This window comes from Amycolatopsis sp. NPDC051758 (assembly GCF_044453095.1).
Classification (GTDB): Bacteria; Actinomycetota; Actinomycetes; order Mycobacteriales; family Pseudonocardiaceae; genus Amycolatopsis.
In genome coordinates this window covers 1,749,560-1,765,374 of the sequence record NZ_JBITCJ010000001.1, presented here as the reverse complement: position 1 = coordinate 1,765,374, position 15,815 = coordinate 1,749,560, and the positions used below count along the sequence as shown (strand labels likewise).

Annotated in this window: 8 protein-coding genes; 2 read left to right on the top strand and 6 right to left on the bottom strand. The window is 72.5% G+C overall.

Going from position 1 to position 15,815, the window contains the following annotated elements; genetic code table 11:
• The first annotated feature begins 90 nt into the window (after positions 1-90).
• Positions 91-1,428 (top strand): sensor histidine kinase, encoded by a 1,338-nt coding sequence (locus ACIA5G_RS09100; RefSeq protein WP_395921760.1) that lies wholly within the window; start codon positions 91-93, stop codon positions 1,426-1,428.
• Between the two features lie 12 nt (positions 1,429-1,440).
• A complete protein-coding gene (locus ACIA5G_RS09095) occupies positions 1,441-2,292 on the top strand; it encodes a class I SAM-dependent methyltransferase (RefSeq protein ID WP_395921759.1) in 852 nt (283 codons plus the stop codon).
• On the opposite strand, the gene ACIA5G_RS09090 is transcribed toward ACIA5G_RS09095, so the two are convergent.
• The 6 genes from ACIA5G_RS09090 to ACIA5G_RS09065 are packed head-to-tail and all read right to left on the bottom strand — an operon-like array spanning position 2,293 to position 15,388.
• Positions 2,293-4,200 carry a TNT domain-containing protein gene (locus ACIA5G_RS09090; RefSeq protein WP_395921757.1) on the bottom strand — a complete coding sequence of 636 codons (1,908 nt, stop codon included), beginning with the start codon at positions 4,198-4,200 and terminating at the stop codon, positions 2,293-2,295.
• A gap of 35 nt (positions 4,201-4,235) precedes the next feature.
• Positions 4,236-7,097 carry an ADP-ribosylglycohydrolase family protein gene (locus ACIA5G_RS09085; RefSeq protein ID WP_395921755.1) on the bottom strand — a complete coding sequence of 954 codons (2,862 nt, stop codon included), beginning with the start codon at positions 7,095-7,097 and terminating at the stop codon, positions 4,236-4,238.
• 16 nt (positions 7,098-7,113) lie between these two features.
• Positions 7,114-9,357 (bottom strand): ADP-ribosylglycohydrolase family protein, encoded by a 2,244-nt coding sequence (locus ACIA5G_RS09080; protein ID WP_395921754.1) that lies wholly within the window; start codon positions 9,355-9,357, stop codon positions 7,114-7,116.
• Positions 9,358-10,773 carry a TNT domain-containing protein gene (locus ACIA5G_RS09075; RefSeq protein WP_395921752.1) on the bottom strand — a complete coding sequence of 472 codons (1,416 nt, stop codon included), beginning with the start codon at positions 10,771-10,773 and terminating at the stop codon, positions 9,358-9,360. It abuts the gene before it with no gap.
• Positions 10,770-11,219, bottom strand: coding sequence for a hypothetical protein (locus ACIA5G_RS09070; RefSeq protein ID WP_395921750.1), 450 nt, complete (start codon positions 11,217-11,219; stop codon positions 10,770-10,772). Before ACIA5G_RS09070 ends, ACIA5G_RS09075 begins: the two co-directional genes overlap by 4 nt.
• Complete coding sequence (locus tag ACIA5G_RS09065; protein WP_395921748.1) at positions 11,219-15,388, bottom strand: toxin glutamine deamidase domain-containing protein; 4,170 nt, start codon at positions 15,386-15,388, stop codon at positions 11,219-11,221. Before ACIA5G_RS09065 ends, ACIA5G_RS09070 begins: the two co-directional genes overlap by 1 nt.
• Positions 15,389-15,815: the final 427 nt, after the last annotated feature.

The following is a 15,815-nucleotide window of genomic DNA, read 5'->3' as shown; positions in this document are numbered from 1 at the left end:
TGAATTCCGTGGAACGCTGGACCTGCGGACCACGGATTGGGGATACTCCGGACCTCGGCTCACCGATGTGACCAGGGAGTTGTCTGCGCGATGTCCACCGAAGCGCCCGACTCGCCGAAAGCGGTGGCCGGGGGCAGCTTCTTGGTGGCACTGCTGCGGCAGGGCGCGCCGGCGATCGCGACGGCCACCAGCGAGCTCTCCGACGAGGTCGGCGACCCCACCCCGATCCACGCGCTGAAGCGCATCTCCAAGATGGCCGGGCCGATCGACCCGGTGCAGCGGGACGGCCTGCTCCTGCGCGCCACCCGGTACGTCGTGCTCATCCCGCTGGCCTACCGGCTGCTCGCGGTGCCCGGCCAGTTCGGCGTCTTCGTCGTCGAGCACGGCTCGCGGGGGCTGCTGCCGGTCGGGCTGTTCACGCTGCTGTCGATCGCGCTGAACGTGATCGGCTTCCGCTGGATGTTCCGCTCGGCGCCGTTCCGCGGCCGCGACGCGGGCAAGCTGCTCGCGGTCGACCTGGTCTTCACCGTGCTCTCGCCGCTGGTCCTGGCGCTGACCGTGCCGCCGGAGGTGTACACCGACGCGCTCGCGGTCAGCAGCGTCCACCTGTTCGGCGAGGCCGGGCTGCTGACGCTCGCGCTCGGCGTGCCCAGCGGGCTGGTGTTCGGGCTGGTCAGCTTCCCGCTGCGGATGCTGGCGAACTGGCTGAACACCGGCCAGTTCCGCGTCACCGACGCGCTCTCGACGTACTCCGCGCTGCTCGCGCTGATGTTCCTGGCCACTGCCGCGCTGGTGCTGACCGGGCTCGGCACCCGGCTGGCGCTGGCGTACGGCACCCGCAACGGCCGGCTCGCCGAGCGCGCCCAGCAGCACCGGATGCTGCACGACACCGTGCTGCAGACGCTCGAGGCGATGGCGTTGTCCGGCACCTCGAACGCCGAGGAGCGACTCGTCGAGATCCAGCGGCTGGCCCGGGCCCAGGCGATGGAGATCCGGCACACGATCGAGTCGGCGGCGTCCGACCGGGCCGAGGCCGGCGCCCGGCCGCTGGGCGAGAAGCTGGCCGCGCTCGCCGCCGAGATGGCACGCGACGGGCTGCGCGCCCAGCTCGTGGTGGCCGAGCTGGACGACGACACGCTGTCCGAGGTCCGCCAGATCGCCATCCGCGACGCCGTGCGCGAGGCGCTGCGGAACACGATGAAGCACTCCGGCACCGACCGGGTCGTGGTGCGGGTCGAGGAACGCGAGGGCGGCATCGCCGTCATCACCCGTGACCACGGCGCCGGGTTCAGCCCGGCCGACCGCCCGGCCGGGTTCGGCATCAGCGAGTCGATCACCGCACGCCTGGCGGAGGTCGGCGGGACGTCGCGGGTCGAATCGGGACTCGCCGGTGGGGGCACCCGAGTGACGCTCTGGGTGCCGTTCTGATATCTCCTGAACATGACCTCGATCGAGCTGCTCGCCGACGCCCTCGCCGCCCACCGCGCCGGTGACCACGACCAGGCCGCCGAACTCGCCGCCCAGGCCGGCCGTGCCGGTTCTTCGCTGGCCGACGAGCTGCGGACCTACCTGGCCGGCGAGGGTTCGGCTTCGGTGTACGACCAGCCCAGCGCGTTCACGGCGTTCATCCGCGGGGGTGGCAACGTCGGGCTGTACCGGGCGCTGAGCACCGCGCTCGCCGCCCGTTACGACGACACGAAGCCGGAATCGTTGCTCGACCTGGGCTGCGGCGATGGCCTGGCCGTGGTGCCCGCGCTCGAGCAGGCCACGCACGAGCCCGGCCGGATCGACCTGGTCGAACCGTCGGCCGCGCTGCTCGAGGGGGTCCACGAACGGGTGCCGTCGGCCCAGTGCTGGCAGTCGACCGCGCAGGAGTTCCTCGCCCGCGACGACCTCGGCTGGGACCTCACGCAGTCGACGTTCGCACTGCAGTCCATCGAGCCGGAGCAGCGCGCGGAGGTGCTTCGCGCGCTTCAGCCGCGCACCGGGACGCTGGTGCTCGCCGAGTTCGACGTCCCGGAGTTCACCGAAGGCTCGCCGGAGCACCTTCGCTCGCTCGTCGCGCGCTACGAGCGCGGAGTCACCGAGTACGGCGAAGACGCTTCACTGGTCGCGCAGGGATTCCTGCTGCCCGTCCTGCTCGGCCTCGTCGCCGGGCAGGAGCGGACGAACTGGGAGCACCCGGCCGCGACCTGGGCCGAGCAGCTGAAGACGGCGGGCTTCACCGAGGTGGTCGTCGAACCGCTCGCCGACTACTGGTGGTCACCCGCCGTCCTGATCACCGCGTCCTGATCACACCCGGCTGAGCGCGCCGGTTTCGAGGTGCTGGGCGACCGGCCGCGGCAGCAGGTAGGCGACCGCGCCGCCCGGCATCGCGCTCCACGGCGCCGTCACGCCGGTCAGCACCCGCAGTGCGCGCTGCACCCGGTAGAGCCGCTTCTCCCGCTCGCGTTCGAACGCCAGCGACGTCTCGACGAACCGCGTCCCGTCCGCGTGCACCAGGTTGCCGGTCTCGTTGCCGAACCGGACGATCGTCGTGCCCGGCGCGAGCACGACCAGGCGCTTGCCGCGGTAGAAGTTCAACGGCGGCTCACCCCGCATCGGCAGGATCGGCCAGTCGGCGGGCAGGTCGGACTCCTCCGCCGGCCGCGGCGGCTGCATCAGCAGCACGCCGAGCAGGAAGCGGGCCGCGTCGCCGAGCGAGCCGAACGCCACCGGCTCGTCGGCCGGCGGCCGGGACACCTCCCAGCCGTTCTCGGCCCGGCGCAGCGTCCAGACGTCGTCGGCGGGGATCTCCTTGGCGCCGATCCGGTAGGCCGCCGGCGGCACGCCGTGCTCGGCGAGCCGCTGCTGGAGCAGCTCCAGCGTCTCCGCGCCCTTGAGGTTCCGCACCTGCTCGCCCTGGGCGACACGGCTGAGCGCCCGCTCGTCGGGCAGGTCGGCCGGGGTCTGCGCCGGCCGCGGGTGCCCGGCGACCTCCGCCTCCGCCGTCGCCCGGACGAGCTCGCCGACGAACGGCGGGCGGAAGCCGGCCGCGCGCGCGTGCTCGACCAGCTCCGGCTCGGGCGGCACCCCGTACTTGCGCAGGTAGTGCGGCACGGCGGCGGGCCAGATCCAGGTGCCGTCGGTGTGGAAGGCGTTCGGCACGTCCGGTGGCGCACCAGGTGCGCCGAAGATGTCCGGCAGCGGCGCGGGCCGGTGCAGCGCGACCGGCGCCCGGAACAGGTAGTCGAGCACCCCGCGGACCTGGTCCGGCGGCACCGGCGGCCGGTTGACCACCGGGCGCTCGCCCTCGGTGTGGGAGTCGGCGGCGCGAGCGTGCCGGAACGCGATGTCCAGCGGCAGCCCGGCCTTCCCCGTCAGCCAGGCCGGCATGTGCTTCGGCGTCCGCGGGAAGTTCGCCAGCTCCAGCTCGTACGCGGCGGTCGACGGGCGGCCGCCGTCGTTCGGCGGCACCCGCCAGTCCGGCTCGCGGTCGGCGTCGAAGTCGAAGTCGAACTGCGACGCCGAGTCGAGCGTGAACGTGCCCTGGAACCAGGTGCCCGCTTCGGCCTGGTACATCGCGGCCCGCAGCCGCGCGAAGAGCCCGCCGAGCCGCGGCACCGCCGGCAGCGAGACCGAGACCGGCCCGTCCTCGTCGCCGACCGCGCGGAGCTCGATCTCGGAGTAGTCCCCGACCTGCCGGAACTGCGCGCCGACGCGGGTCCAGCCGCCGGGCACGGTGTGCAGCAGCGTCCGCCCGATGGCGCGCAGCAGCGCGTTCTGGTCACCTTCCCCCGGCTGCGGCCGGGCCTCCGGCTGCTCGGTGAAGTCCAGCCGTGTCTGCCACAACGCCGTGAGCTGCTTCGCCGGGACCGTGACCGAGAAGTCGGTCAGGCCCAGCTGCGCGGCGCGCGCGGCGTCGTCGTGGACCCAGCGGAGCGTCAGCTCGGGCCGCGCGCCCGGCGCGACCTCGAAGACCTCGTCGTCGTACTCGCCGAAGGTGCGCAGGGTGAACGTCGACGGCACTTCGCTCGCCGGCACCACCTTCGCGGGACGCCCGTCGTGCTCCTTGTCGAAGCCCTCCGGCGCCTCTTCTTCCGGCAACACGGACAGCAGCACGGTGCCGTCCGTGGTGGAACGCTGCGCGCGGAACGTCCCCTCGCCCCACGTCGCGTACAGGCCGTCCGGGCGTTCGGCCACCTCAACCCGGTAACGCACGTTTGTCCTCCCCTGACCCCAGTGACCTCAAGAACCTAGTCGACCGGGTACCGAGCGAACCACCGGTCATCACCCGGCGCATCCGGGCCGAACTCGGTGAGCGCGTCGTCCGCCAGGCCGACGATGACGTCGCGGAGCTCCAGCCGCTCGAGCCAGCTGCCCCGCAGTGCTTCCTCGCCGTACATCGCGCCGACGAGGTTGCCGCAGACCGAGCCGGTCGAGTCGCTGTCCCCGCCGTGGTTGACCGCCGCGAGCAACGCCGAGTCGGCGTCCGTGGTGGTCAGCGCGACGTACACGGACATCGACAACGCCGTCTCGCCGACGTTGCCTGCGCCCAGTGACTCGAGCTTTTCCGGTGTCGGCGGCCCCTGTCCCGCCAGCGCCAGAGCCGCGTCGAGCGCCGCGCCCTGCTCTTCGTGCTGCGGATATTTCACCAGTTCGGCACGGGCTGCCGCCACCGCGTCGAGCAGGGACTTTCCGTGGAGCAGCTCGTGCACGACCACGGCGAAGCAGCCCGACGACAAATACCCGCTCGGGTGACCGTGGGTCAGCGCGGCGCTCTCCGCACCCAGCCGGAACACCTCGGCGAGGTCGTCCGACCACAGCGCGATCGGTGCCACGCGCATCACGCCGCCGCAGCCCTTCGAGTTGTTGACCGGCCGTTCGATGGTGCCCCGCACGCCCGAGCGCCCGTACGCCTCCAGCTCGCCGAAGCAGGTCAGCCCGGGTGCGCGGCGGCTGAACAGCTCCTGGTGGGTGACCAGCCAGCCGTCCGGCGCCTCGACCTCCGACCGCGGCCCGCGGGCACGGTCCCACTGGACACCCTGGGTGTGCAGCCAGCGCTGGTAGGCCATCTGCAGCGAGTGCACGACGTCGGCGGAGCCGGTCCGCCGCTGCTGGGCGTGCGCCCGGATCAGCGCTTCGAGCGTGAAGAGCGTCATCTGCGTGTCGTCGGTGATCCGGCCGACCCCGCCGTACGCCGGGATGAAGTCGGTGATGCCCGCCGGCCCGGCGATCTCGCGGATCCGGTCGATCGAGTCGAACTCCGTCTTCGCGCCCAGCGCGTCACCGATCGCCCCGGCCAGCAGGCTGCCCCGCAGTCGTGAGCGCAAATCGGGTCCCTTCGGTTCCGGGGTGAAGCGGCCGCTCGGGTAGCGGCGCTCCCAACGCGGGTGTTCCGCGGTCTCCGTCTGGAGGCCGTTGCGGTTGAAGTACCAGAAGACGTCACTCGCCACGTCGTCGAGCAGGCCGAGATCGGGCAGCGCCGCGACCCACGCGGCGGGCAGGCCGGGCACCCCGAGCCGGGCGCCGACCAGCGCTCCGGCGATCGCGCCGGCCACCGGGCCGGACCGCGCGGCGAGCGTGATCGCCGCCTCCGGGTCGTAACCGCGCTTGGCCGCGGCGAACAGCGCCCGGCCGAGCACCGACCGCACGTCCCGGCCGTCGCCGATGCTTTCCAGCTGCTCGACGTCGTCGGCTTCGCGGTCTTCGCGCAGCGCCAGCGTCGACGTTGCCAGGTCGCCGCCGATCTCCCGCAGCCGCAGGTGCACCGGCAGCGCAAACGCGTCCCGGGTGAGCAGAGCCTGGAACAACGCCACCAGCAGCTCGACGCCTTCGGTGACCTCCGCCCCGGCCCCGCTGCCGGTCAGCTCGCGGGCGACGTCCTTCGCGTACCGCTCGCCGTCGACGTCCGCCATGGCCACCGCCCCGGCCGGCGTCGCGGCCAACGCCGTGGCCAGCAGCGCCGAGAACTCGGCGGGCGCGGGACCGGCCTGCCGGGTCGCGACGGCGAGCCAGCCGACCGGGTCCGGCTCGGGCAGGGTGGCCGGCACCTCGCCGGTCGGCACCGGCGGCAGGCCGCGCAGCACGATGTCGGTGTGGAACAGCAGGTGTCGGGTCAGCCCGCCCATCGGCAGCGGGCCCGCCGGGTCGGCGCCGCCGCCCATCGCGTCACCGATCGCGAAGCCGACGTACGCACCGACGATCCGGTGCCAGGCGAAGCGCGCGGCGAGCGTGCCGAAGGCGGAGAACTTGCCGAACGTCCACGGCACCGGACGCGGGCGCGCCTGCTCGTCCACGTGCGCGATCAGGCCGTTGGCGCCCAGGTCGGCGGGCCATTCCGGCTCCTGGCCGGCCCGGCGCCGGACGCCGTTGCGGTACTGCCAGGCGAACCCGCGCAGGTACCGGATGCACTCTTCCGGCGTCAGCTCGAAGTGCTGGTCGCGGGCGTGGTCCACGGCGTACCGCAGGTGCCGTTCCAGCAGGTCGGGCGGCTCGATGCCGAACTCCGCGACCAGCGCGGGCAGCGCCTCAGCGACCTCCGGCCCGGCTTCCGGCGCGGGTTCGACCACCTTGGGTCGCGGTTCGCCACGGCCGACGTCGCCCAGCTCGGCGGCGGTGAGGCTGCGGACCAGCCCGGTGCCGGGGTCGAGGGTCAAGCCCGTCCCGGGCCGCTCGGCCAGCAGGTCGCGGACGACCACGCGCCACCGGTGCGGGTACCGCCCGGGCACCTTCGCCGACGAGCTGTAGGCGATGACCTCGTGGCCGCCCGGAACCGGGCGCACCAGCGGCTCGCCGTCCTGCATCGGCACGAGCACTTCGCAGTCCAGCAACGCACTGACGAACTCGGCCCGGCTGATCCAGTTCGCGCCCAGGTAGTTCACGAGTTTTTCGGCGTCGGTGGCCGGCACCGGGAAGCCGCGCCAGACCGGGCCGGGGGTGTACTGCTCGTTGCCGCGACGCGGGCCCGTCGGCTCCCCGTACAGCGTGTGCTGCGTCCAGCCGCGGATGGCGCGCACCGGGATGCCGAAGTCCGGGAACGCCTTTTCGTCGAACTCCGGGTCGACGTCCGGACGCCACTCGACGAAGTCGTCGCCGATGGCTTCCTGCTTTTCCATTCTCCCCATCCTCGGGCTAATGCCGCGGGTACCGCTCGATCCACTCGTCGCCGAGCGCGCTCAACGCCGAGTGCCGGTCGAAGTGCCAATAGGCGTCCGAAGCGACGTTCTCCACCAGGTACCGCAGCTCCAGCTGGTCGACCCACTTCTGCGGCAGCCCGGGGATGCCGGTGCGCGCGCCGAGCAGGGCGCCGGCGAGCGCACCAGTGAGCGCGCTGCGGCCGGAGTGGTTGACGGCGCGAAGCAGCGCCTGCTCCGGGTAGTTCTCGAAGCCGGACAACGCGGCGAACGCGCGTCCGAGCACCGAGAGCGTCGTCTTGCCGTCGCCGATCAGCTCGGGCATCCGCAGGTCGGGCAGCCCGTGCTCACCGAAGAACGGCACCGACTCGGCGACCATGTCCTTGATCGCCGTCCACTCCGGACCCTGCTGGTGCTGGTTGTCCGGGTTGAGCACCTCGCGGCTGAGGTTCCAGATCGGGAAGCTGAACGGGTCCTTGGTCAGCGCGTGCTCGAACAGCCAGGTCAGGTAGGTCGCGGCGGCCAGGTCCTCCTCGCCGGGGTGGGTGACGCCGGCGAGGTCGCGCACCGCCTGGCGCGCACCGCCGCTGAACCCGCTGCCGGGCCCGGCCATGGTCAGCGCGGCGGGCAACGCGGGGATCAGCGCGGCCGCGCCGGTCATCGGGGGCGCGCCCGCGGTGCCGGTCGCGAGCTGGTGGTAGGCGTTGAGCTCGACATCGTCGGCGTCCCGCCGGGCGTGCAGGTCCGCGACCTGTACGAGCCAGCCGTCCGGGTCGTCCAGCGGCGCGCCCTGGGTGCGCAGCCAGCGCTGCAGCGCCCCGCGGACGACACCGGGGAAGAGCTGCTCGGCCTCGCGCGACTCCGGCTGCTCGCGGTGCGGGCTGCGGATGACGGCCTCGGTGTAGAACAGCAGCCGCTGCGTCAGCGAGCCGATCCGGCCCGGCTGGTCGAACGCCGGGACCAGGTCGGCGAGGCCTTCGATGCCGTACTTCGCGTGGATGTCGTGGAGCGGCATCCGGTCGACCGCGGCGCCGAGTGCTTCGCCGAGGGCGAAGCCGACGTACGCGCCGGTGACGCGCTGCCAGCCGTAGCGGAACCCGTCGAGGTCCCGCTCGAAGTACTTGCCGAAGGTGTCCAGCCGCGGCACCGGGTTCCCGGTGTTGTCGTACGTCGGGGCCAGGCCGTTCGCGCGCAGGTCGTTGGGCTTGCTGCGCGGTGGCTCCGGCATCTGCAGCCGCTTCAGCCACGACTCGCCGAGCACGGTCTTCGCGCACTCCTCGGCGGTCAGCTCGTACCCGCGCCGGCGGGCCTTCTCGGCCGCGGCGAGCGGCGGCTTGACCGGGTCCGGCAGGCCCATCCGCGACGCCGTGTCGGCGGCGACGCGGATCAGGTCCTCCTCGGCCTCCGGGCAGCGGCCGTGCACGTCGATGCGCGGCTCGTGCCGCGGGAAGCGCTTGACGATCTCGGCGAGCTCGCCGCTGGAGACGTCCTCGATGGTCGTCGGGCCGCCGTTGATCACCAGGTTCGGCGGGTGCTCGAACTCGGCCAGCGTCGCGACGTCGACCTTCCACCAGCCGTGCTCGCGCGAGGGCAGGTGCCGGGTCGAGCTGAACACCTTGAGCTCGTTGCGCTCCTCGGCGAAGTAGAACCGGTCGGTCTTGCCGGTCTCCAGGTCGAGCGGGATGAACACCTCGCAGCGGATCAGCCCGATGAGCAGCAGCTCCCGCGTCAGCCAGCCGACGCTGGCGAACGACAGCAGCGTCTCGAGGGTGTTCTCCGGCTTCGGGTAACCACGGCGGATCGGCCCGGCCTTGTACTCCGGGTTCTCCCGCTCTTCGCCGGTCTGCACCCCGTCGGCGTCGACCTTCACCCAGCCCGCGACCGCCTGCAGCGGCACGCCCAGCTCACCGAGCCCGGCCTTCACGTACTCGGGGTCGACGACCTCACGCCAGTTCTCCTGGCCGGGGAACGCCACCGGCACCGACAGCCCGCCGGGGTGCGGGTGCGCCTGCCGCAGCTCGCCGTCCGGCTCGCGGACCACGACCGACGGCGGCGGGAAGATCTCCTTCTCCGGCCGGCCCTCGTCGAGGAACTCGATGGTGTTGTAGGGCACCGACCAGCCCTCGGGGATGCGCAGCACCTTCTCGGTGTCCACCCGGAGCCCGGCGGGACCGGAGACGTCCGGGCCGTGCACCGCGCGCAGCCACTGGCCGACCTTGGCAATCGCTTCCGCCGCTTCCACCTACTCGATCCTCTCCAGGCTTCCGTCGGACTCGTGCTCGGCGATCGTCTTCGGCAGCACGAAGGCCACCGCACCACCCGGCAGGTTCGCCCACGGAACCGTGATGCCGGTGATCACGTGCAAGGGGCGTCTCAGCCGGTAGCTCCGCCGCACCCGCTCCCGTTCGAGCGGCAGCGACGTCGTGGCGAACCGTACCTCCCCGTGGTGGACGAGGTTGCCGGGTTCCTCGCCGAAGCGCAGGACGACCGTACCCGCCACCAGCCGGGTGATGCGCTTGTTGCGGAGCAGGGTGAGGGGAGGCTCACCCGGAGCCGGGTGCACCGGCCAGTCGTCCAGCTCCTTGGCCGTTTCCAAGGGCGTTTCGTGGCCGGCGGTCATCCGGGCGGGGTGCAGCAGCAACGCCCCGAGCAGCTGCTGGGCGGCGTCGTCGAGCCGGTCGAAGTACTTCGGCTCGTGCGGTTCCCCGCCGGTGTAGGCGGCGACCTCCCAGCCGTCGGCGGTGAAGTTGAGGCACCAGGTGCCGTCCGCCCGCTCGCCGACGCGGTAGGCCTCCGGCCAGACGCCGTGCTCGCCGAGCCGCTGCACGAGCACCATCAGCAGCTCTTCGTCGCCGAGCTTCGGGTCCGGCGTCGTCTCCCGCTCCGCGAAGACGTCACCACCGGTCTTCTTCACGTCGGCGCGGCCCGGCTTCGGGCGCGGTTTGCCCAGCAGGTCCGCCTCGGCGGTCCGGCGGACCAGCGGCTCGACGTACGGCGGCTGGAAGTGGTGGCGGCGGATGTGCGCGACCAGGTCCGGCTCGGGCGGCACGCCGTGCTCCGCGAGCAGGTGCGGCACCGCGGCGGACCAGATCCAGGTGCCGTCGGTGTGGAAGCGTTCGTCGTCTTCCTCGTGGACGACGGCCTCACGTTCGAGGTACTGCAGCACGAGCGGCGCCTCGGTGTCGGTCAGCGGCGGCCGCTCGACGTCCGGGCCGCCGACCTCGGCGTGCCGGAACACCACACCGAGCGGTAGCTGCGCGCGAAGCCGCCACCAGTCCGGGATGTGCTCGCCGTCCCGCGGGAACACGGCGAGCTCGTCCGGGTAGGCGGCCGACGGCGGCGGGTCCGTCCACACCGGATCGTCGTCGAGCGCGAAGTCGAAGTCGAAGGTGCCGTCCGGGGTGAGCGTGAACCGCGCCTGCAGCCAGGTGCCGCGGCCCTCGGTGTACATCCCCTTGCGCAGTCCGGTGAACAGCTCGGTGATCGCGTCCGACGTCGCCGCGTTGTGGCCCTCGGCCTCGGTGTGCCCGCCGACCTGCCGGAAGTCGACGGCGGCGGGCCCGGCGGCGTCCGTCCGCTGCTCGCGGACGAGCTTTCCCAGCTGCACCAGGAGGGTGCGCTGCTCTTCGGGGGAAAGTCGTTGTTCCACGTGAATCATTGCCCCGGGTTCCGCGGCTTCGCTTCGAACGCCGGCGCCTCGCCGGCCGCGCGCCGGGCGGCTTCGTCCGCCCACATCTGGTAGGTGCGGGTGTAGATGGACCGGATCAGCGCCACCTCCTGCGGCTCTAGCCGCCGGCTGTCCCGCCGCCGGGCCTGGTCGTGCAGACCTCGCACCGTCTCGTACAGCGCGAAGATCGCGCCTTCGCCGGTCAGGTGCTCGTTGCGCGCCCGCTCGGTTTCCTGGACGAACTGCTCCTCGTCGAACGGCCCGCGGATGTCCGACTCGGTCGTCGACCAGATCACCTCGCGGACGTGGCCGGGGTCCTCGGTGAAGAAGCCGGTGTCCAGGTCGAGGATGCTGCCGGTCAGCCCGCCGTCGGGGGTCGCGTCGACCCGGTACGGCTGCGCGTAGTACCGGTAGAACATCGGGGTCCGGAAGGCCATCAGCCGTTCTCCTCGGGTGTCAGTCCCCGCCGCAGCGCTTCCTCGAAACGCCCGCGCACCTGCTCGACGATCGCCGCGTCGAGCGCCACTTCCTCCGGCGACAGCACTTCGCGGCCTTCCTTCTCCCTGAGGGTGTCGAAGTCGCGCCGGACCTCGTAGAGCGAGTGCTCGTAGTCGGCGACGTCGTCGATGTACTTCAGGTGCAGCCGCAGCTCGGCGACGTGCCCGTTCTCCAGCCGCACGGACATCTGGAGGTCCCGGTAACCACTCGGCTTCGGGTCGGCGATCCGGTCGGAGAACTCGACGATCGTCACGCCCGGGTCCTGGCGCAGCTGGTCCAGCGTCCGGTACAGGTCGGCCACCCGCTCGAACTGGATCCGCGCGCCGACCAGGTCGGTCAGCTGCGCGCCGTCGTACTGGTACTTGCGGATCTTCGCCATCGCCCGGTCGTCTTCCTTGGGCTCCAGCCGGCCCTTGACGTCCCCGTCCGGCCCGGCGGCCCGCTCGGCGAGCTCGTTCAGCGTCCGCTGGTTTTCGGGCCAGTTCGCGCGCTCCTCGGCCAGCCACTGCCGGCAGTAGGCCTCGGTCCGCGGACCGTCGAAACCACCCTGGCGCACCAGATCGGGCGTGACCGAGTCGACGACCTGCGACACCTCGTCGACGATCTGCGCCTGCTCGGGTGTCGGGTCGAACGGCTCGACACCTTCCTGGCGCACGTCGTCGACCACCTGGTAGCCGCGGGTGTCCACCCCGTGGACGGCGTCCGCGAGGATCGGGATCGCGTCCGGGTGCTTGAGCAGGCTCTCGATGGTCTTCGGGTTGTCCAGCAGCGAGCGCGTCAGGTAGTCGTTGCCGGGTTCGCTCATCATCCGGATCAGCTCGGGGTGCTCCCCGAGGTGTTCGCGGATGAAGTCGGCCGAGGGGTGGCCGTCGAGCGCCGCGGCGACGTCGTCGCGGGCCAGGAAGGCGTCGGACGGCTCGGACATGCCGTAACCGCCGTGCTCACCGGGCACCTCGGTTTGGACGTGCTCGGTACCCGGCGTCCCGACGTGCAGGAGCTTGATGTCCTTCGGCGGGTGCGGCAGGTGCATCAGGTCGCCGGACTGCGGGTCGATGAACGCGACGCCGTCGCGGGTGTGCACGACCATCGCGACGTGCCCGTACTCGACGCCGTTCGGGCCGTCGTACTTCACCGCGACCACCGCGTGGTGGTCCACCGGCCGCTCGCGCATCTCGCGGATGACGTCGTCGTAGCTCGCCCGGCCGGAGAACGTCTCGCCGAACCGGCCTTCGATGTGCTCGAGCGTGCCGCGGCTGCCCATCTCGTGCAGCGGGATCGGCTCGGCCGTCGCGTCGCCGCCGTGCAGCCGGTCCCAGTACGCTCCGGGCCCGCGCGTGCAGTTCGAGACGTAGCCGTTCTCCAGCGCGCCCGGCTGGTGGAAGCCCGGATTGACGTCGCGCAGGTGCGGATGGCGGTCGTTGACGTAGGCCGCACGCTCCGCCGGTGTCGCCGCGCCGGCGTGGATGGCAGGCTCGGCGGGCGGGTTCGTCGCGCGCGCCAGGCTCGAGTAGTCGGGTGTCGGCTCCGGAACCGGCGGCGGCTCGGCCGGGCCGTCGAGCACGTCGTGGACCGACGGCTGGTGGTGCTCCACCACCGGCTCGTTGAGCCCGCCGAGACGTTCGGCGATCGACTCCTGCTTGCGGCGTTCGAACTCGGCCGCGTTGTGGTCGTTCTCCGCGCGCCGCTCGGCCATCTTCTGCTGCGCGGCCTCGGGGTCGAGGTAACGCGGGTGGCCGGGCCCGATCTCTTCGGCCTCGATCACCCACTTGCGGCGGCCCTCGGGCGTGATCTCCAGCCGCTTTTCGTGCACCAGCAGCTGGGTGCCGGGCGGCGACAGCGACTCGCGCTCACCCGGGTTCTCGGCGAGCTTCGAGATGTCCCGGATGTTGTCCGAACGGACGTGCAGCTCGACGTCGTCACCGAACTTGCTGGTCGCGAACTCGCCGGTCTTGATCGACGCGCTCGAGAACGCGGGCTCGACAACCACCGAGCCGGGCTCGTACGGCCCGGCGACGAGCTCGGCCAGCCGCGGATCACCACCGACGTCGATGCCACGGAGGGACTCCCCGGACTCGCGCGGGACCTGGTTGAGGCCGTCGATGATGGCGCGCGTGTTCTCCTGCGCGAGGTCGAAGCCGGGGTGGCCCGGGCCGCGGCGCATGGCCTCGTTGACGTCGTAGGCGTACTCGCCGCGCGTGTAGCCGTGAAGCGCGACGGCGCCTTCGTCGGTGAGGGGCACGCCGGCGGCGTCCCGGCGAGCCAGCGCGCGGTCGTGGATCTGCTGGTAGATGTCGTCGTCACCAACCGCGCGGCGGATGCTCTCGTGGTCGGCCGGGGTGCCGCGGTGCTCGCCGTCGAAGAGGTAGTTCTCGTTGTGCGGGACGCGCTCGGGCGCCGGGTTGAGCCGATCGCTGATCGCCGGCGTTTCGTGGTGCCCCAGCGGTAGCTCGTGGATGCCGGTGGCGCCGGGCGGCAGCTCGGCGAGCCGCCCGGTGACGGGATCGGCGAAGACGATGCCGTGCTCGGTGTGCACACCGGCGACCAGCCGCGATTCGCCGTCGACTTCGAAGGCGACGGCCGTCCGCGCACCGACCGGCTGTTCGCCGAGGTCGCGCGCGACGTCGCCGAAGCTGTCCCGGCTCTGCCACTGCCCGCCGAGCTGCTCGCTGACGTGCGCGCGGTCCTGGTTCGCACTCGGCCCGGCGACGACGTCTTCGCCGTTCATCCGCCGCTCGAAGGCGACCATCGACTCGGCGGCGTTCGTGTGGAAGCCGTTTTCGAGGGCGTCCGGGCCGTAGTGGTTGCGGGTGTTGACCGCGGCGAGCTCGGGAACGGCGTCCCGCACGAGCCGCGCGTGCTGCTGCGCACTCTCGACGGACCCCGCGTGCAGCACAGGCCGGCCGCCGGGCGTGAGCGGCTCGGCGAGCTGGGACCAGCCGCCCTCGGGCTCCCGAGTGGCCGGCACCCGCCGCTCGGGCGCGGGCGGCAGGTCCTCGGCGTCCCCGCCGAGCAGCTTGGCCAGGTTGTTGGTCGGCTTGAGTTCCGGGTGGTCGGTGTAGAACTGCTCGAGCTCGGCGTCGGCCTCGCGCTGGAAACGGTCCTCGTCAGCGCGTTCCTGAGCCCGCCGATCCTCGATCGCCCGCTGCGCGTCGGCCTCACCGAGGTGCCGCGGATCGCCGGCGGTGACCTCTTCGGCGTGCACGATCCACTGCGGCTCACCCGGCTGGTGGTTCGGGTGCTTGGGGTGCCCCGGCCCCATCTCGACCCCGGTGATCTCGAACTGCGTGCCGGCCTTGAAGAGCACCTCACGCTCGCGCCCGATGCTGGCCATGGACTCGACGTCCCGGCCGGTCTTGGACTCGATCCGCAGCTCGACCTCACCGGCAAAGGTGCTGCGCGGATGGTCGGCGTCGACCTTCGACGAGCTGAGGAACGACGGTTCGGTGATGTGCGCACCCCGGTGGAACCGCTCGAGGAAGGCCTGGAGCCGAGCGGGATCACCGTGGAAGTCAACTCGCCGCGACACGGTCCCGACGTGCGGCGGCATCTCGTTCAGCCCGGAAACGAGCGCCCCCGCCTGCGGCGCGAGATCGGCCAGCTCGGGACTCCCGAACCGCAGCGCCCGGTTCAGCGGCCCGACCATCTCCTGCCGCGTGTAGGCGTGCACGGCGAAGGCCCCGTCGTCGGACATGCCGGGGTGGAACTCGTCGCGCTTGGCGAGGGCTTCGCGCCGGACTTGTTCGTGACGCCACTCGCCGGTCTCCGGGCTTTGGCGCCCGGAGTCCATGAAGGTGTCTTCGATCCGTCGTGGACCGGCGGGGTCGTCGGTGTGGAAGTTGTCGTCGGTGAGGTAAGGCTCGTCGGGCCCGTCTTGGTCCGGCTGCCCGTACTCGTCGGGCGCTTGCTCAGGACTGTCGTCGTGCAGCGGCTCGGCGGGGTGCTCTTGCTCGCCTGCGGCGTCGTGTTCGACCGGCCGGTCGTGGGCCGCCGGGCGCTCGGGCGCCGGTGCTTGGTCGCCCGTCCGCTCGGCAGCGGGCGGACGGTGCTCGACCTGCGCCGGGGCGTGCTGTGCCGCGGGCAAACCCTGTTCGGCAGGCCGTTCCCGCACCGGGGCGTGTTCGGCCGCAGGTGCGTGCTGCGCGGCCGGTGCCTGCTCAGATGTGGGCGCGTTCCGTTCGGCTGCGGGCTGCTGCGCCGGACGTTCCGGCGTCGCCGGCTGCTCGCCGACCGGCCGTGGCGCGGGCGTCGGCCGCTCCTCGAACGGTCGCTGAACCCGCGGCTGTTCCGGCGCACGATCCCCCGGCCGCGGCTGCTCGAACGGCCGGTGCGGCAGATTCTCCTGCGGCGGCCCGAACCGCGGCGGCGGAACCTGCGGCGGCCCACCCGGCCGCGGCGGACCCACCCGCGGATCGTGCGGAGGCATCGGCGGCCGCCCGCCAGGCGGAGGCGGCATCGGCGGCCGTCCGCCGGGACCCTGGGGGCCACGCGGCTGGTTCGGATACCCCGCCGGACGCTGCCCACCCGGCATAGGCGGA